This window comes from Peribacillus sp. NPDC056705, assembly GCF_043656335.1.
The window spans coordinates 164,979-182,533 of the sequence record NZ_JBHTYI010000003.1 but is presented as its reverse complement, the minus strand read 5'-3'; the positions used below and the strand labels follow the sequence as shown (position 1 = coordinate 182,533).

The window sequence follows — 17,555 nt, the reverse complement described above, 5'->3', positions numbered from 1 at the left end:
ATGAGAGAAAAAGGTTTATTAATCGTTTTGTCCGGTCCATCCGGTGTTGGTAAAGGAACTGTAAGGAAGGCGATTTTTTCTCAGCCAGGGACGGCATTCGAATATTCAATTTCGATGACGACACGGCTGCCTCGCCATGGTGAAGTGGACGGCGTGGACTATTTCTTCAAAAAACGCGAGGAATTCGAAGCACTTATCGAAGAAGGAAAATTACTGGAATATGCTGAGTTCGTCGGTAATTATTATGGAACACCCGTGGATTATGTCCGTGAAACAATCGATTCCGGAAAAGATGTATTTCTGGAAATAGAAGTTCAAGGAGCTAAACAGGTCCGGGAGAAATTCCCTGAAGGACTTTTCATTTTCCTTGCTCCTCCGAGTTTGACTGAACTCGAAAGCCGCATCGTTACTCGCGGAACCGAGACGGAGGAAGCGATAAAAGGACGTATGAAGGTGGCTAAGGAAGAAATAGAACTTATGGATCTGTACGATTATGTTGTTGAAAATGATCATGTGGATGCCGCATGTGCGCGAATTAATGCAATTGTAATTGCCGAGCATTGCCGTCGGGAAAGAGTTGCTGTTTTATATAAAAAAATGTTGGAGGCGGAATAAATTATGTTATATCCATCAATTGATTCTCTATTACTTAAAATCGATTCTAAATACTCACTTGTATCAGTGGCGGCTAAACGCGCCAGGGAAATGCAAATTAAAGATAACTGCCTCGTAAAACCGGTTTCCCATAAATCGGTAGGTCGTGCCCTTGAAGAAATTCATTCCGGTAAATTGACTTATGATAATTCTTACGAGGAAAACTAAGAGAACACATAGCTTAACCTATCGGGCCTGACACCCTAAAGCAAACAGGAGCGTTACATTTGGAAAGTGCTTCCTTCCTGCGGCCAAGGTGTCAGGCCTGTTTGTTTTGATTTTTTTATAAGTAACCAAAATCACTGATGAAGTCAGGTGATATATGGAATTTCTGGAGGATCCATATGTTATTGCGCATTTCAAATGAAATTTCTTTGGTTTTCCGTCATAATTAGAAAAAATAGAATGTATAGTTAGGGGAAATTTGCATGCTTATCGATAAAAAAGTACTTCTTTGTGTCACCGGCGGGATTGCTGTATTTAAGGCTGCTGCCCTGACAAGTAAATTAACTCAGGAAGGTGCGCATGTAAAAGTGATCATGAGTGAATCGGCACGTAAGTTCGTGACGCCGCTCACCTTTCAGGCGCTTTCGAGAAATGATGTTTATACAGATACTTTTGATGAGAAGGATTCTTCAGTCATTGCCCACATCGACTTGGCTGATTGGGCTGATATCATCCTTTTGGCCCCAGCTACAGCCAATGTCATTGGCAAGGTGGCCAATGGAATCGCGGATGATATGATCACGACTACGCTACTGGCAACGGAAGCACCTGTTTGGGTTGCGCCGGCAATGAACGTGCACATGTACGTCCATCCAGCGGTTCAGAAAAATATGGAGACACTTCGGTCGTTTGGATATCAATTCATTGAACCGGGCGAAGGGTATTTGGCCTGCGGTTATGTAGGAAAAGGGCGATTGGAGGAACCGGAAACAATCGTAGAACATCTTAATCGATATTTCGGTGAACGCAAATCACAGAAAAAGCCTCTTAAAGGAAAGAAATATTTGATAACGGCAGGACCGACTCGTGAAGCGATTGATCCGGTGCGTTACGTGACGAATCATTCCAGCGGAAAAATGGGCTATGCCCTAGCAGAAGAGGCAATTGAAATGGGTGCTGAAGTGACATTGATTACTGGTCCTGTGAACTTGACGCCACCTTTCAAGGCTAGAGTAATACCAGTGGAATCTGCAGCGGATATGTATGATGCGGCATTCGAACAGTTCGATTCCAGCGACGTCGTAATCATGACGGCTGCAGTGGCGGACTATAAACCAAAGATTTATCATGCTCAAAAGATGAAAAAGCAGCCAGGGGAAAATGTGATTGAATTTGAACGGACAAAGGATATCCTTAAGGAACTCGGTGAAAATAAAACTCATCAAATCTTGGTAGGTTTTGCGGCTGAAACGAACAACGTTGAAGAATATGCAAGAGGAAAATTAGTCAAAAAGAATGCAGATATGATTGTTGCCAATAATGTTACCATCGCAGGGGCAGGATTTGGAACGGATACGAACATCGTGACCATTTACGGTAAAGATGGAAGTGCGACCGAACTTCCAAAAATGAGTAAAGCGGATATAGCTAAAAGCATTCTGTCAGAAGTATCCCGCATGCAAAAGGAATGATGTCTTATGGATATAGCATCCGTAATCGTGGATGTACCTGCTAAACAAACGGATCGAGAATTCGACTATCGCATACCTCAAAAGTGGAACCAAGTCATCAAGCCCGGAATGCGGGTCATCGTGCCGTTCGGACCAAGAATGGTGCAGGGATTCGTTACAGGCTTAAAAGCTAAAAGCGACTTTGCGAAATTACGCAATATAAAGGAACCAATGGATTTGGAGCCCATCCTTAATGATGAATTGCTGCAGCTTGGTGACTGGTTGACTAAAGAGGCGATGTGTTTTAAAATTTCAGCGCTGCAAGCCATGCTTCCGGCAGCGATGAAAGCTAAGTATGAAAAAGTTATTAAAGTCGTTGAAGATAAAAAGGATCAGTTGCCTCTCTTCATTCAAAACCTATTCGGAAAAAATGATTCAATATCATGGAAAGACGTGATTGAAGGGGAGAACGCCTCCCTCTTCCAAAAGGAAATGCAAAATGGCAGTCTTGAGCTCGTATATAATGTGAAAAACCGACTAAATAAAAAGACGGTCCGTGTCATTAAATCTTTGCTTTCCCCTAAGGAACTGAAAGAAATGGCATCAGCCATGTCCAGCCATGCAAAAAAACAACAGGAACTCCTTCAATACTTTATTGAACATCAAGAACCCATTCCGTTAAAGGAATTGCTTGAATTGATAAACACATCAAGCAGTACCGTGAAATCCCTAGTGTCAAAAGGGGCTTTGGCGGAAATGGATCAAGAAATATACCGTGATCCGTATGAAAACCGTGTGTTCGAAAAATCCACACCCTTTACACTAACGGCTGAACAAACAGCTGCCTTGAAGCCCATCAACGAGAAAATACATCATGATGAACATGATGTCTTTCTTTTATATGGTGTAACAGGCAGCGGGAAGACGGAAGTGTATCTACAGGCAATTGCCTCTGTCATTGAAAAAGGGAAGGAAGCCATCATGCTTGTACCTGAAATCTCCTTAACGCCACAGACGGTGAAGCGGTTTAAGGAACGATTTGGTGAGCAGGTAGCTGTCATGCATAGCGGTTTATCCGTAGGTGAAAAATATGATGAATGGCGGAAAATTCACCGTAAGGAAGTTAAAGTGGTGGTGGGCGCGCGTTCAGCCGTGTTTGCTCCTTTTGAAAACCTGGGGCTGATCATCATTGATGAAGAACATGAATCCAGTTATAAGCAAGAAGAAACCCCAAGGTACCACGCCAGGGATGTTGCCATTGAAAGAGCAAAATCATATAAGTGTCCGGTAATTCTTGGCAGCGCCACACCTACACTTGAATCTTTTGCGCGTGCCAAGAAAAACGTCTATAAATTATTGACACTTAGCCAGAGGATGAATAAAAATGCGTTGCCGGCAGTGGATATTGTAGATATGAGGGAAGAACTAAGAACGGGAAATCGTTCCATGTTTTCGGAGCTGCTCTTTACCAAGCTGAAAGACCGGCTTGAGAAGGGAGAGCAAACAGTCCTGATGCTAAATAAAAGGGGACATTCTTCCTTTGTGATGTGCCGAAGCTGCGGATTGGTCATCAACTGCCCAAATTGTGACATTTCACTTACTTATCATCGCTTTAATGATATAATGAAATGCCATTATTGTGGGTTTGAAGAGGGAATGCCTTCCGTTTGCCCTGAATGTGAAAGTGAACATATAAGGTTCTTCGGTACAGGCACTCAAAAGGTTGAAGAAGAGCTGGCAAAAATCCTCCCTGAAGCACGGGTCATACGAATGGATGTTGACACGACGAGCAAGAAAGGTTCACATGAGCGGTTGCTGAATGCCTTTGGTGAAGGGAAGGCCGATATATTGCTAGGCACCCAAATGATAGCCAAGGGCCTTGATTTTCCTAATATCACTCTTGTTGGAGTCCTATCAGCTGATACGATGCTGCATCTGCCCGATTTCCGTTCTTCTGAAAAGACATTCCAGCTTCTGACACAGGTAAGCGGAAGGGCGGGACGTCATCAGCTTCCGGGAGAAGTGGTCATCCAAACCTATACGCCTGAGCATTACAGCATAGAACTTTCTGCCTTACAGGATTTTGATGCTTTTTATGAACGGGAGATGCATTTAAGGAGGCAAAGTCATTACCCTCCCTATTATTATGTTGTCCTTATAACCGTTTCACATGAAGACTTAATGAAGACGGTCAGTGTTACTGAAAAAATCACCAATTATTTAGGCTCACGATTGAATCGGGATTCTATCGTACTGGGTCCGGTTGCTTCGCCCATTAGTCGAATCAACAATAGATATCGCTATCAATGTCTGATAAAATACAAACGAGAGCCGGACCTTAATCAGCATCTACGCACACTTTTGGAGCATTACCAAAAAGAAACCGCTCAAAATCATCTGCAGATTTCAATAGATTTAAATCCACAGATCATGATGTAATTGTTTGAGAGATGGATGATTACCGCGAGCTGTTACAGCTTGCGTTTTTATAATGAAGTGTTGTTTTTCATATCTAGGAGGGTACCTTTAATTTTGGCTATTTTACCGATTGTCTTGTTTCCTGAAAAAATTTTACAACAAAAATGCGATAAAGTAACAAGTTTTGATAAAAAGTTGGCAAAGCTGTTAAATAATATGTATGAAACGATGGTGGAGGCGGATGGCGTTGGACTTGCAGCACCTCAGGTTGGCGTGAAAAAGCAAGTGGCCGTCGTTGAAATAGATGAAGGGTCAGGTGCTATCGAACTTATTAATCCGGAAGTGCTGGAAGTGGAAGGCGAACAGACAGGTGTTGAAGGATGCTTGAGCTTCCCGAGCTTATATGGTGAAGTATCGCGTCCATACCGTGTCAAAGTCAGGGCACAAGACCGAAAAGGATCTTTTTTCGAGATAGAAGCGGAGGATTTCCTCGCGAGGGCCCTTCAGCATGAAATTGATCATCTGCAAGGCGTTTTATTTACAAGTAAGGTCTCCCGGTATATTTCGGAAGAAGAGTTAGAAAGGTTTGGGGAAGAATGACAAAAATTATATTTATGGGTACGCCGGACTTTTCAGTGCCGGTATTGAGAAGAATCATTGATGAAGGGTATGATGTGATCGCTGTGGTCACGCAGCCAGATCGTCCAGTAGGACGCAAAAAGGTGCTGACGCCGCCGCCAGTTAAGGTCGAAGCCGAAAAGCAGGGGATCCCCGTTTATCAGCCCGAAAAAATCCGAGAAAAAGAAGAACTTGAAAAAATCATTGCGTTGAATCCTGACTTAGTGGTGACGGCAGCTTTCGGTCAAATCCTTCCGAATGAATTGCTGGATGCCCCTAAGTACGGATGTATTAATGTTCATGCCTCCCTGCTTCCTGAACTGCGTGGAGGGGCGCCAATTCATTATTCCATCTTACAAGGGAAAGAAAAGACGGGAATAACCATCATGTATATGGCGGAAAAATTGGATGCCGGTGATATATTGACCCAGGCGGAAGTGATTATAGAGGAAGAAGACAATGTAGGTTCACTTCATGATAAATTAAGCAAGATAGGGTCGGATTTACTTGCAGAGACGCTTCCGAAACTTATAAATCAGGAGCTGCAGGCAATCAAGCAGGATGAGGCAAAAGCGTCTTTTGCGCCTAACATAAAACGGTCTGAGGAAAAAATCGACTGGTCGAAATCAGGGGAAGACATCTATAACCATGTACGTGGCCTGAATCCTTGGCCTGTTGCTTATACAACCTTAGACGGGGCCATTTTGAAAATTTGGCAGGTGAAGAAACTTGAAGATGGCAATCAGGCAGTGCCGGGCACGGTCATTGATGTACAAAGTGATGGTTTCATCGTTTCAACAGGCAATGAGACGGCAATACTAGTTACAGAACTGCAGCCTTCAGGAAAGAAAAAAATGCCGGCGAAAGATTATTTACGCGGAGCCGGATCGTTCATTAAAGCAGGCATGAAGTTAGGAGAACAGAATGAAGCAAACTAAAAAGGGAGTACGTGAAATCGCTCTCGATATCTTGGAATCTGTAGAGAAAAACCAATCCTACAGTAACCTATTATTGAACAATTTGATTAAAAAGCACCAGTTATCCGCCGTGGATAGCGGACTGCTTACAGAAATAAGCTACGGAACCATACAGCGGAAGATGACTTTGGATTATTATTTGAACCCATATATCAAACAACCGAAAAAAACGCAAAGCTGGGTCATCAATTTACTTAGACTTTCCGTTTATCAAATGGTCTATTTAGATAAAGTGCCTGATCATGCAATCATTTTCGAGGCCGTCGAAATTTCCAAAAAGCGCGGGCATAAAGGTACATCTTCGATGGTAAATGGTGTGCTTCGTAATATTCAAAGAAATGGTGTTCCTTCTTTAGGTGATATTAAAGATGATCTGGAACGGCTTTCCATAGAAGTGAGTCACCCAATTTGGTTGGTCAAGCGTTGGGTAGAGCAATTTGGTTATGAAAAAACCAAGGAAATGTGTGAAATCAACTTAACTGCGCCTTTACAGACGGGACGGGTTAATTTAAAGAAGATTTCACGCCGTGAACTGATCAGCATATTAACGGAAGAAGGATATGATGTTGAGGCAAGTGAAGTCGTTCCCGAGGCAATCGTCAGCTATAAAGGGAATCTTGCTCATTCAGAAAGCTACAAATTAGGGTATTTATCGATTCAGGACGAGAGTTCAATGCTTGTAGCCCATGCATTAGGTGCGAATGAAAATGATGCTGTACTTGATTGCTGTGCTGCACCTGGAGGGAAAACGACACATATCGCAGAAGGCTTGACCACTGGACAAGTATATGCGCTCGACCTTCATGAGCATAAGGTCAAGCTCATTAAAGAGCAGGCTGAGCGCCTAAAACTCAGAAACAATATTAAGACAATGGCCCTTGATAGCAGGAAAGTGCAAGAACACTTTAATAAGGAAGGGTTTGACAGGGTGCTGATCGATGCACCATGTTCCGGGTTGGGAGTCATGCGCCGGAAGCCTGATGTAAAGTACACTAAAACAAAAGATGATATAATGAAACTCTCAAGTATACAAATACAATTATTGGAATCGGCTGCCCCGCTTGTTAAGCAAGGCGGACGGTTAGTATATAGTACCTGTACGGTGGATAAAGAAGAAAATGACAAAGTCGCTGCAGCATTTTTGGAAAGCCATCCGGATTTTGAAAGCGATGCATCCTTGTCCACAAGAATGCCTGAAAGCGTTCAGCCATTTATCGAGGGTCATACGCTGCAAGTTTTTCCGCAATATTTTAGCAGTGACGGATTCTTTATTGCGAGTTTTAGAAAGAAGGTGCTGTAATGGCAGAAATCACTAAATCATCTAGAGTAAGAAAAGACACGACACCAGAAAAACCATCGATCTACTCATTAGAGCTTCACCAAATTAAAGAATGGCTTGTTCAAAATGGAGAGAAGGCATTCCGGGCCGATCAAGTATATGACTGGCTTTATAAAAAGCGTGTCTCCAGTTTTGAAGATATGTCCAACCTTTCGAAAACATTACGGGATAAGCTTGAATCACAATTCACCTTCACGACATTGAAGACTTTGATTCAGCAAACGTCCAATGACGGAACGATGAAGTTTTTATTTGAACTCCATGATGGATATTCGATTGAAACGGTGCTGATGCGCCATGAATACGGAAACTCCATTTGCGTGACAACGCAGGTAGGATGTAGAATTGGCTGTACATTCTGTGCATCGACATTAGGCGGTTTAAAGCGTAATCTTGAATCAGGGGAAATTGTTGCCCAGGTCGTTAAAGTTCAGCAAGCACTTGACGAATTGGATGAACGTGTTAGTTCTGTCGTTATCATGGGAATCGGTGAACCGTTTGATAACTACGATAATATGATGTCATTCTTGAAGAATATAAACCATGAAAAAGGCTTGAACATCGGGGCCCGTCATATTACCGTTTCCACAAGTGGAATCATTCCTAAAATCTATAAGTTTGCCGAAGAAAGCATGCAAATAAACTTTGCTGTTTCCCTTCATGCACCGAATACGGAATTGAGAAGTAAATTGATGCCGATCAATAAGGCCTACAAACTTCCAGACTTGATTGAAGCCATCAAATACTATACAGAAAAAACAGGTCGCCGTGTAAGTTTTGAATATGGTCTATTCGGTGGCGAAAATGATACAGTGGAGCACGCAGAAGAATTAGCAAGTTTAATAAAAGGGATAAAATGCCATGTTAACTTAATACCGGTTAACTATGTACCTGAACGCAACTATGTACGTACACCTCGGGACCAAATTTTTGAGTTTGAAAAAACATTGAAGAAGCGCGGCATTAATGTAACGATCCGAAGGGAACAAGGCAGTGATATTGACGCAGCCTGCGGCCAGCTTCGGGCCAAGGAGCGCAAAGAAGAGACGAGGTGACCCTATGAGGGCAATATTTAAGACAGACCGTGGAAAAGTCCGCCAGCATAATGAAGATAATGGCGGAATCTTTAAGAACTCGGAAGGCGTTCGCCTTGCCATCGTTGCAGATGGCATGGGCGGCCACCGTGCCGGGGATGTAGCCAGTGCAATGACGATAGACCTTCTGAAAAAGGGCTGGGAAGCATCTACAGGTATCGAAACGGCAAATGATGCCGAGGATTGGCTGAAGCAGCAAATCGTCTTGGTCAATCAGTTGCTTTTTGAACATGCTGAAGCGAATACGGAATGTAAGGGCATGGGGACCACCATTGTTGCAGCCATTTGCACCGACAAGTTTGCTACCATTGCCAACATCGGGGACAGCCGATGTTATTTGTATAATGAGAGCGGCTTTAAGCAGGTCACGGAAGATCATTCACTTGTTAATGAATTGGTCCGTTCCGGGCAGATTTCAAAGGAAGATGCCGAAAACCACCCACGGAAAAATGTTTTATTACGAGCCCTGGGAACAGAAATGCAAGTGGAAATGGACGTTATGACTGTCATTTTCGAAGAAAATGATTTACTATTGCTTTGTTCTGATGGATTGACGAACAAAGTGAGTGAACAGGAACTGGAAGAAACCATAACCAATGGCCAGTCACTTGAAGAAAAGGCGATTTCATTAATAGATAAGGCCAATCACTACGGTGGGGAAGATAATATCACCCTTGTGCTTGTTCAATTTACTGAAGAAAGTGAAAGCAGGTGAATTGAATGTTGATTGGTAGAAGAATCAACGGCCGTTATAAACTGATCGAGATGGTCGGTGGCGGCGGTATGGCAAATGTTTACCTTGCAAGGGATATGATCTTGGATAGGGACGTTGCATTGAAAATCCTTCGCATGGATTTTAATAATGACGAAGAGTTCATCAAGCGCTTCAATCGGGAAGCCCAATCGGCAACCAGTTTGGCCCATCCCAATATCGTAAGTATTTATGATGTTGGTGAAGAAGATTCAATCTATTATATTGTAATGGAATATGTGGACGGTTTTACACTAAAGCAATACATACAAAAATATTATCCAATTCCAGTTGATGAAGCCCTGGATATCATGAAGCAAATCACGGCAGCGATTTCCCATGCCCACCATAATGGGATCATCCATCGTGACATCAAGCCACAGAACATTTTGATTGATAAAGAAGGAACCGTCAAGATTACGGACTTCGGCATTGCATTGGCACTAAGTGCAACAAACATAACGCAGACCAACGCAGTCTTGGGCTCGGTTCATTACTTATCCCCGGAACAGGCCAGAGGCGGTATGGCCAATAAGAAATCGGACATTTATTCACTGGGTATCGTCATGTTTGAATTGTTGACGGGGAGATTGCCTTTTTCGGGTGAATCAGCCGTTTCGATAGCGCTTAAACACTTACAATCGGAAACTCCTTCGCCAAAACGCTGGAACTCTGAAATACCTCAGAGTGTAGAAAATATTATCCTTAAAGCGACAGCCAAAGATTCATATTACCGCTATGATAGCGTGGACTCAATGGAAGATGACATGCGGACTTCGCTTAATCCTGAGCGTTCAAATGAACTGCCTTTTGCCATTCCTGAAGATCATGATGCAACAAAAGCCATCCCCGTCATAACGGATGATCAGATTTCAAGCGTCGATGAGACAATCATAAGGGGTCCGGAAAAAAATACATTGGTCTATGCGGACGATGAAGAAAGTGAATCAGAAGCAGAGAGTAAATCGAAAAAGAAACCGAAAAAACAAAAGAAACAGAAAAAACAAAAAATCAAGTCGGAACATAAAGGTAAAAAACGAAAGAACATCCCTGCGATCTTGGTGACCACCTTTTTAGTTCTCGCACTGCTTGCTGTTTTATCTGTCACTGTTTTACCTCCCCTCCTTGTTTCGAAGGAAGTGACGATCCCGGACCTCAAAGGGGAAGAATTGGATGATGCCATTACTGAATTGCTTGAATTGGATTTGAAAATTGGAGAAACGATCGATATTGAAGATGAAGAGGTTGAAGCTGGTCTTGTAATCAAAACCAACCCTAAAGAAGGTAAGACTGTCAAGGAAGGTGCAGTGATCGATATTTATCAAAGCATTGGCAAAGAGACGATTTCATTGTCCAATTATGAAGGTCGAGACTATTCTGATGTTAAATCCCTGCTTGAAAAAATGGGATTCAAAAACATAAGCGTGACCGAAAAATATGATGACAGTGCTGCCGGCACGATCATAGAACAATCGCCTTCGGGTGCGACTGAGGTCGTACCATCCGAAACGGAGCTTGAGCTAACGGTCAGCAAAGGGGCAGATCTGCTGAGCTTGAAGAACTTAACAGGGTTCAATGAAGCAGGCCTTAATGATTATTCCAATGAGAGTGGAATAAAGATCGATGTCGAAGAAGAAATCTATGATGATTCCGTAGCAGAGGGGCTTGTCATTTCCCAGTCACCCGAACCTGCTACGAAGGTGGAAAAGGGCAGTACTGTGAAAGTGGTCATTTCAAAAGGGAAAGAAGAGATTCCTCCCAAGAGTGTAACGGAGGAAATCAAAATCGAGTATGATCCGGTTGAGCCAGGCAAAACGCAAAAAATACAAATTTTCATCGAGGATATCAACAATAGCATGACGGAGCCTCAAGAAACGTTCTTTATCTTGGATGATGCCAAAAGAACGATCGAATTAATGGTTTCCCCGGATAAGAAAGCAGGATATAAAGTCATGCGGGACAATCAGGTCATCATTGACGAATCCGTCTCATATCCAGAATAAATTTAATAATTAGGAGTGTGGTTATGCCCGAGGGAAAAATTATCAAAGCATTAAGTGGATTTTATTATGTCCTTGATGGTGAAGAGGTGTATCAATGCCGCGGACGGGGCGTGTTCAGGAAGAACAAGGTGACGCCGCTTGTGGGTGATTATGTGGTTTTTGAAGCGGAAAATAAAACGGACGGGACCGTGACCGAAATAAAATCACGAAAGAATGAATTGATTCGTCCGCAAATCTCGAATGTAGACCAGGCAATCCTTGTCTTTTCAGCAGTAGAGCCTGATTTCAGTCCGGCTTTGCTTGATCGATTCCTCGTACTGATTGAAGATAACGAAATCGAACCCATTATCGTCGTGACGAAACTTGACTTGGTTACGGCTGAAAACCAAAAGAAATTGTCTCAGTATATCAAGGACTATGAGAAACTTGGCTATACTGTACTGGAAACATCTTCAGTTACTGCTGGAGGAATTGAAGGACTAGTGCCATATTTAGAAGGAAAAACCAGTGTATTTGCCGGTCAGTCAGGCGTTGGGAAATCGTCTTTACTGAATGCAATCAATCCTGACTTGGCTTTAAAGACGGATGATATTTCATCACATCTGGGACGTGGGAAGCACACCACCCGCCACGTTGAATTGATTCATATTGGCTCTGGACTTGTCGCAGATACCCCTGGGTTCAGTTCCCTTGAATTCATGGAAATGGAAGCTGAACGGTTATCTTATTGCTTCCCGGAAATGCATAATTATGGGGAAGACTGTAAATTCCGTGCCTGCCTGCACGATAAAGAACCGAAGTGTGCAGTGAAAAAAGCGGTTGATGCCGGGGAAATTCCACGCTATCGATATGAGCATTATATGCAATTCTTAGAAGAAATCAGAGATAGAAAGCCGAGGTATTAAAATGGTTAAAATAGCACCATCCATTTTATCAGCTGACTTTGCAAAATTGGGAGAAGAAATTCTTGATGTCGAAAGGGGTGGAGCGGATTTAATCCATGTGGATGTCATGGATGGGCATTTCGTGCCGAATATAACGATAGGCTCACTCATTGTTGATGCTATCCGCCCGGTGACAAAACTTCCGCTTGATGTTCATTTAATGATTGAACAGCCTGATCGTTATATCGAGGCCTTTGCGAAAGCGGGGGCCGATTATATAACTGTACATGTAGAGGCATGCACTCATTTGCATCGGACGATACAATTGATTAAATCTTTTGGTGTAAAGGCAGGCGTGGTGCTTAATCCAGCCACTCCGGCTTCCATGATCCAACCTATAATCGAAGATATTGACATGGTATTGTTGATGACGGTCAATCCGGGTTTTGGCGGGCAAAAGTTCATTAAATCCGTTCTGCCGAAAATTGCCGAAGTGAAGGCGATGGCAGAAATGTATAATCAAAACCTCGAAATAGAGATTGATGGCGGAGTGAATGAAGAAACGGCTAAACTATGTATTGAACAAGGGGCGACAGTCCTGGTGGCCGGCTCGGCAATATATAATCAAGAAGATCGACACGCAGCGATTCAAAAGATCCGGGGAAAGTGATATAAGCCGACACTATCATATCCGTATGATGGTGGTCGGCTTTTTTTAGCAATTAAACAAAGGCACCTTGGATATGATTAGATATAGAAAAGGATGATTTCAATGATTATTAGTATAATGGCTGGAGGTCCGGAATGTTTTTGGCCGGATCTGGAATGGTATGAGGAGAAGACCGATCTTTGGGTAGGGGTTGATAGGGGAGTATGGTCCTTGCTTGAAAAAGGTATCGAACCTAAGTACGGCTTTGGGGATTTTGATTCAGTTTCGGAAGGCGAATACAAGAAGATTGAGCAAAGGCTGGAACAAATCAATCTATATTCTTCGGAAAAGGATGAAACGGATTTAGAGATCGCATTTAATTGGGCAATAGGGCAAAAGCCAAGTGAAATTCATATCCTGGGCGCTACAGGGGGAAGAATGGACCATTTTCTTGGAAATATCCAGCTGCTGCAAAAAGAAAGTGTCCTCCCTTATCATGGCGATATAGAAATATACATAGTCGATCGGCAAAATATATTCACAGTAAAGACAGCGGGTTCATATGAGGTCACTGCTTTGAAAGATAAGAAATACTTGTCATTGCTTCCTGTAACGGCGGAAGTCACCGGCATTACACTTTCGGGCTTTAAATACCCACTGAATGATGCAAGTGTGGAAATAGGTTCGACGCTTTGCATCAGCAATGAACTAATTTCCGAATCTGGGAATGTTTCATTTGGGAAAGGCATATTAATGGTGATAAGAAGCAGTGATTAAAATTCATGCTTTGAGCAGATTCGGATATAATTACGATCATCCTATATCCGCTTAAAAGCTTATGTTGTAATAGAAAAATTCCACTTCATCTTTAATTGTGGGATGCAAAGAGGAGGGGCATGATGAAATTTTATACGATTAAATTGCCAAAAGTTCTGGGCAGTTTGGTAAGGGCTATGCTCGGAGCGTTTAAAAAAGGCTGATACTTATCTCCATGACACCTCTCAAATACAGGGAGGTGTTATTTTTGGTAAAAAGGGGCAGCCATCCATTAATGGGTGAAGGCTTTCTTCCTTGATGCAGACCAGCCTTGATCACCGAATTGAAACCATCCCCATTAATATCGGCCATTACAAGTAAAAAGGCATCCTAAGAGGATGCCGTAACATTATACGCGTTCTACTTTGCCCGATTTAAGAGCTCTTGCAGAAACGTATACACGTTTAGGTTTACCGTCAACTAAAATACGTACTTTTTGAAGGTTAGCGCCCCATGTACGCTTGCTAGCGTTCATTGCGTGAGAGCGGCTGTTACCAGAACGAGTTCTTCTTCCAGTGATTACACATTTACGTGCCATGTTAAATTCCCTCCTAACTACAACAAGCTTAAGTTTTTCGCAGTCGTCTTAAGTCTTTGTAAAATACTTTAATAATTTATCATACCTACCGTTAGAATGCAATACTTCAGTTAATTACTTTCAAGAAAAAAACCTTGACATACATCCTTCAAAATTGAATTATATATACTACCGTATGACATTTACTTTTAAAACCATAGACATTATAGTAAAATGTCTTTAGTTGATTTGATTTTTTGGGAGGGAAAAGAAAATGTCTATCGAATTACAAACGAAGTATGGACAAATTGACATCTCTAATGATGTTATCGCTACTGTAGCAGGCGGAGCAGCCGTGGATTGCTACGGAATTATAGGAATGGCTTCCAAAAAACAATTTAAAGACGGCATTGCCGAAATTTTAAGAAAAGAAAACTTTACTAAGGGTGTAATAGTCCGTCAAGAAGAGGAAGAGGTTCATATCGATATGTATATTATCGTAAGTTATGGAACGAAAATCTCGGAAGTTGCACATAATGTGCAATCAAAGGTAAAGTATACTCTGGACAAAACTGTAGGATTAGCTGTTGATTCGGTCAACATTTTTGTACAGGGAGTTCGTGTAACGAACCCTTAAATATTAGGAGGAAAGTTTTGTGTCAATTACAAGTTTAAACGGAAAGCGCTTTGCAGAAATGATCATTCAAGGTGCCAACCATTTAGCGGCTAATGCCCAAATGGTTGATGCGTTGAATGTTTTCCCTGTTCCAGATGGAGATACAGGAACGAATATGAATTTATCGATGACTTCGGGAGCGAAGGAAGTGCAAAATAACGTCCAGGAACACATCGGGAAAGTGGGTACGTCCCTTTCAAGAGGTCTGCTAATGGGCGCACGTGGCAATTCAGGAGTAATTCTATCGCAACTGTTCCGCGGTTTTGCTAAAGCGATTGAAAATAAATCGGAAATCAATAGTGAAGAGTTTGCCCAAGCTTTTGAAGCAGGGGTACAGACAGCTTATAAAGCAGTAATGAAACCAGTTGAAGGAACCATCTTAACGGTTGCAAAAGATGCGGCCAAGCAAGCGGTTTCATCAGCAGCAATGCACCAAGACCTTATTCAAGTAATGGAAGAAATCGTTACGGAGGCCAATGCATCATTAAAACGCACACCTGATCTTCTTCCAGTCTTAAAAGAAGTCGGAGTCGTTGATAGCGGTGGGCAAGGGTTGGTGTTCGTTTATGAAGGCTTCCTTGCTGAGCTGAAAGGTGAAGCCCTACCAGTCCGATCTTCAAATGGCCCAAGCATGGACGACATGATCAGTGCCGAACATCACATGAATGTACAAGGGCATATGAATACGGAAGATATCGTGTATGGCTACTGTACGGAATTCATGGTCAGATTGGAAAGTGAAAAACTTGCCAATAAACCATTTGATGAAGAAAAATTCAGAAATGATTTAAGTGAATACGGAGATTCTTTATTGGTCATCTCAGATGATGAAGTCGTCAAAGTACATATTCACTCTGAACACCCTGGCACGTGCCTGAATTATGGACAGCAATTTGGCAGTTTAATTAAAATGAAAATCGATAATATGCGTGAACAGCATACTGCGATTGTCGGTGAGACGAATACACCGCTTCAAACTAAACCGTCCACCAAAGAGAAGTACGCTATTGTGTCAGTGGCGATGGGTGCTGGCATCAGCGAATTATTCAAAAGCATCGGAGCTAAGTCCATCATCGAAGGCGGACAAACGATGAATCCTAGCACGGAAGATATCGTTAAGGCTGTCGAAGAGGCATATGCAGATCATGTCATCATCTTGCCTAATAATAAAAATATCATCATGGCGGCCAATCAGGCTGCAGATGTGCTTGGGGATCATGTGACTGTCATTCCAACGAAAACAGTGCCGCAGGGAATGGCTGCATTGTTGGCGTTCAACCCTTCACTTGATGCTGAAGCGAATAAAGAAGCGATGATCGAAGCCTTTTCGCATGTGAAAACGGGACAGATCACTTATGCTGTCCGGGATACAAACATTGACGGTCTAGCAATCGAGACCGGGGACTTCATGGGAATTGCTGAAGGCACCATCAAAGTGAAGGATAAAGACATGACTCAGGCGGCAAAAGATCTTCTAACAGATATGATTGACGAAGATTCGGAAATCCTTACCATTTTATATGGAGAAGATGCCACTGCTGAAGATGTCGAAAGTCTTGTTGCGTTTTGTAATGAGAATTTTGAAGACGTTGAAGTTGAAGTCCATAATGGGAAACAACCTTTATATTCTTTTATTTTTTCAATTGAATAAGTAGAGGATCAGGAAGATATGGGAAACTTATTCGTCATGATTTTGGTAGGATCCTGAAAAAAATAAAAGGCAATAAACTGCATATGTCATTAGGCTATGCAGTTTTATTTTTTTGAAAAGAAGGATTACGGACAGCGTGATTGTAATTACAATATACCAGGCTTTATTATTAAACTACTCCCAGTGTGAAGAAGGAGGAGCAAATCATGAAATTTAGAAGTGTATTCGATATAATTGGTCCTGTTATGATCGGCCCCTCTAGTTCCCATACAGCAGGAGCTGCAAGGATCGGTAGGGTTGCCAGGAGTTTATTCGACCGGGAACCGAAATGGGCCCATATTTCTTTTTACGGATCATTTGCCAAAACTTATAAAGGCCATGGAACGGATGTAGCCATTGTAGGAGGCTTACTTGATTTTGATACATTTGATGAGAGAATCAAGGAATCGCTGGAACTAGCCCGGAAAAAGAAAATGAAAATTACTTTTCGGGAAGAAGAAGCAGTACCGGAACATCCCAATACAGCAAAAATAACCGTTGGTGATGATGATGGTGAACTGGAACTTGTCGGAATATCGATTGGCGGAGGAAAGATCGAAATCGTCGAACTGAATGGATTTAAATTGAGGCTCTCCGGTCACAATCCTGCCATACTCGTCGTTCATGATGATCGATATGGTGCCATTGCCAATGTTTCAAACATATTAGCCAAGCATCAAATCAATATTGGCCAGATGGAAGTCTCCCGAAAAGAGAAAGGGAAGATGGCCTTGATGACGATTGAAGTGGACCATAACCTGGAGGATCAAGTCATCGCTGAAATTACGGCACTCCCCAACATCACTCAAGTAGCAAGGATTGTGGATTGACAGGGCAATCGTTTCCACTTAGG

The 17,555-nt window shown here is 42.4% G+C and carries 18 protein-coding genes; 17 read left to right on the top strand and 1 reads right to left on the bottom strand.

The annotated features are described in order from the left end of the window. From gmk to spoVM, 14 genes are all read left to right on the top strand, one after another. The gene (gmk, locus tag ACFRAK_RS05550; protein WP_034313809.1) at positions 1–615 is read left to right on the top strand and encodes a guanylate kinase; all 615 of its coding nucleotides are present in this window, start codon (positions 1–3) and stop codon (positions 613–615) included. Between the two features lie 3 nt (positions 616–618). Continuing rightward, complete coding sequence (rpoZ, locus tag ACFRAK_RS05545; RefSeq protein WP_260284216.1) at positions 619–822, top strand: DNA-directed RNA polymerase subunit omega; 204 nt, start codon at positions 619–621, stop codon at positions 820–822. A gap of 260 nt (positions 823–1,082) precedes the next feature. Beyond that, positions 1,083–2,291, top strand: a complete 1,209-nt coding sequence (gene coaBC, locus ACFRAK_RS05540; RefSeq protein ID WP_394571403.1) for a bifunctional phosphopantothenoylcysteine decarboxylase/phosphopantothenate--cysteine ligase CoaBC — start codon at positions 1,083–1,085, stop codon at positions 2,289–2,291. A 6-nt stretch (positions 2,292–2,297) separates the two neighbouring features. After that, entirely contained in the window at positions 2,298–4,709 is a 2,412-nt protein-coding gene (priA, locus tag ACFRAK_RS05535; RefSeq protein WP_387599795.1) for a primosomal protein N', read from the top strand. A 93-nt stretch (positions 4,710–4,802) separates the two neighbouring features. Further along, positions 4,803–5,288: a peptide deformylase gene (def, locus tag ACFRAK_RS05530; RefSeq protein WP_387599798.1), complete on the top strand. Its 486-nt coding sequence runs from the start codon at positions 4,803–4,805 to the stop codon at positions 5,286–5,288. Then, positions 5,285–6,244 carry a methionyl-tRNA formyltransferase gene (gene fmt, locus ACFRAK_RS05525; protein ID WP_387599800.1) on the top strand — a complete coding sequence of 320 codons (960 nt, stop codon included), beginning with the start codon at positions 5,285–5,287 and terminating at the stop codon, positions 6,242–6,244. The genes def and fmt overlap by 4 nt, the downstream gene beginning before the upstream one ends. Then, positions 6,231–7,583 carry a 16S rRNA (cytosine(967)-C(5))-methyltransferase RsmB gene (rsmB, locus tag ACFRAK_RS05520; protein WP_260284221.1) on the top strand — a complete coding sequence of 451 codons (1,353 nt, stop codon included), beginning with the start codon at positions 6,231–6,233 and terminating at the stop codon, positions 7,581–7,583. Before fmt ends, rsmB begins: the two co-directional genes overlap by 14 nt. Further along, positions 7,583–8,677: a dual-specificity RNA methyltransferase RlmN gene (gene rlmN, locus ACFRAK_RS05515; protein WP_387599803.1), complete on the top strand. Its 1,095-nt coding sequence runs from the start codon at positions 7,583–7,585 to the stop codon at positions 8,675–8,677. Before rsmB ends, rlmN begins: the two co-directional genes overlap by 1 nt. A gap of 4 nt (positions 8,678–8,681) precedes the next feature. Beyond that, complete coding sequence (locus ACFRAK_RS05510) at positions 8,682–9,431, top strand: Stp1/IreP family PP2C-type Ser/Thr phosphatase (protein WP_260284223.1); 750 nt, start codon at positions 8,682–8,684, stop codon at positions 9,429–9,431. Between the two features lie 5 nt (positions 9,432–9,436). After that, complete coding sequence (pknB, locus tag ACFRAK_RS05505) at positions 9,437–11,470, top strand: Stk1 family PASTA domain-containing Ser/Thr kinase (RefSeq protein ID WP_260284225.1); 2,034 nt, start codon at positions 9,437–9,439, stop codon at positions 11,468–11,470. 23 nt (positions 11,471–11,493) lie between these two features. After that, positions 11,494–12,375: a ribosome small subunit-dependent GTPase A gene (gene rsgA, locus ACFRAK_RS05500; protein ID WP_394571402.1), complete on the top strand. Its 882-nt coding sequence runs from the start codon at positions 11,494–11,496 to the stop codon at positions 12,373–12,375. Between the two features lies 1 nt (position 12,376). Further along, positions 12,377–13,024, top strand: a complete 648-nt coding sequence (gene rpe / locus ACFRAK_RS05495; RefSeq protein WP_342615354.1) for a ribulose-phosphate 3-epimerase — start codon at positions 12,377–12,379, stop codon at positions 13,022–13,024. 102 nt (positions 13,025–13,126) lie between these two features. Then, positions 13,127–13,780, top strand: coding sequence for a thiamine diphosphokinase (locus tag ACFRAK_RS05490; RefSeq protein WP_387599813.1), 654 nt, complete (start codon positions 13,127–13,129; stop codon positions 13,778–13,780). A gap of 122 nt (positions 13,781–13,902) precedes the next feature. Continuing rightward, entirely contained in the window at positions 13,903–13,983 is an 81-nt protein-coding gene (gene spoVM / locus ACFRAK_RS05485; protein ID WP_034313769.1) for a stage V sporulation protein SpoVM, read from the top strand. A 185-nt stretch (positions 13,984–14,168) separates the two neighbouring features. Here the strand turns inward: spoVM and rpmB are convergent, their stop codons facing one another. Beyond that, a complete protein-coding gene (rpmB, locus tag ACFRAK_RS05480; protein ID WP_034313767.1) occupies positions 14,169–14,357 on the bottom strand; it encodes a 50S ribosomal protein L28 in 189 nt (62 codons plus the stop codon). Between the two features lie 253 nt (positions 14,358–14,610). On the opposite strand from rpmB, the gene ACFRAK_RS05475 reads away from it, so the two are divergent. From ACFRAK_RS05475 to sdaAB, 3 genes are all read left to right on the top strand, one after another. Beyond that, entirely contained in the window at positions 14,611–14,973 is a 363-nt protein-coding gene (locus ACFRAK_RS05475; protein WP_048684651.1) for an Asp23/Gls24 family envelope stress response protein, read from the top strand. Positions 14,974–14,992: 19 nt separating this feature from the next. Beyond that, entirely contained in the window at positions 14,993–16,663 is a 1,671-nt protein-coding gene (locus ACFRAK_RS05470; RefSeq protein WP_394571401.1) for a DAK2 domain-containing protein, read from the top strand. A 206-nt stretch (positions 16,664–16,869) separates the two neighbouring features. After that, positions 16,870–17,532 (top strand): L-serine ammonia-lyase, iron-sulfur-dependent subunit beta, encoded by a 663-nt coding sequence (sdaAB, locus tag ACFRAK_RS05465; RefSeq protein ID WP_387599821.1) that lies wholly within the window; start codon positions 16,870–16,872, stop codon positions 17,530–17,532. The last annotated feature ends 23 nt before the right edge of the window (positions 17,533–17,555 follow it).

Excerpts from the sequence above, each read along its gene's own strand:
- rpoZ (WP_260284216.1), top strand. The coding sequence starts at position 619 with ATGTTATATCCATCAATTGATTCTCTATTACTTAAAATCGATTCTAAA.
- spoVM (WP_034313769.1), top strand. The coding sequence starts at position 13,903 with ATGAAATTTTATACGATTAAATTGCCAAAAGTTCTGGGCAGTTTGGTA.
- rsmB (WP_260284221.1), top strand. The coding sequence starts at position 6,231 with ATGAAGCAAACTAAAAAGGGAGTACGTGAAATCGCTCTCGATATCTTG.
- pknB (WP_260284225.1), top strand. The coding sequence starts at position 9,437 with ATGTTGATTGGTAGAAGAATCAACGGCCGTTATAAACTGATCGAGATG.
- ACFRAK_RS05510 (WP_260284223.1), top strand. The coding sequence starts at position 8,682 with ATGAGGGCAATATTTAAGACAGACCGTGGAAAAGTCCGCCAGCATAAT.
- sdaAB (WP_387599821.1), top strand. The coding sequence starts at position 16,870 with ATGAAATTTAGAAGTGTATTCGATATAATTGGTCCTGTTATGATCGGC.
- priA (WP_387599795.1), top strand. The coding sequence starts at position 2,298 with ATGGATATAGCATCCGTAATCGTGGATGTACCTGCTAAACAAACGGAT.
- gmk (WP_034313809.1), top strand. The coding sequence starts at position 1 with ATGAGAGAAAAAGGTTTATTAATCGTTTTGTCCGGTCCATCCGGTGTT.
- ACFRAK_RS05475 (WP_048684651.1), top strand. The coding sequence starts at position 14,611 with ATGTCTATCGAATTACAAACGAAGTATGGACAAATTGACATCTCTAAT.
- rpe (WP_342615354.1), top strand. The coding sequence starts at position 12,377 with ATGGTTAAAATAGCACCATCCATTTTATCAGCTGACTTTGCAAAATTG.
- rsgA (WP_394571402.1), top strand. The coding sequence starts at position 11,494 with ATGCCCGAGGGAAAAATTATCAAAGCATTAAGTGGATTTTATTATGTC.
- rpmB (WP_034313767.1), bottom strand. The coding sequence starts at position 14,357 with ATGGCACGTAAATGTGTAATCACTGGAAGAAGAACTCGTTCTGGTAAC.
- ACFRAK_RS05490 (WP_387599813.1), top strand. The coding sequence starts at position 13,127 with ATGATTATTAGTATAATGGCTGGAGGTCCGGAATGTTTTTGGCCGGAT.
- fmt (WP_387599800.1), top strand. The coding sequence starts at position 5,285 with ATGACAAAAATTATATTTATGGGTACGCCGGACTTTTCAGTGCCGGTA.
- coaBC (WP_394571403.1), top strand. The coding sequence starts at position 1,083 with ATGCTTATCGATAAAAAAGTACTTCTTTGTGTCACCGGCGGGATTGCT.
- rlmN (WP_387599803.1), top strand. The coding sequence starts at position 7,583 with ATGGCAGAAATCACTAAATCATCTAGAGTAAGAAAAGACACGACACCA.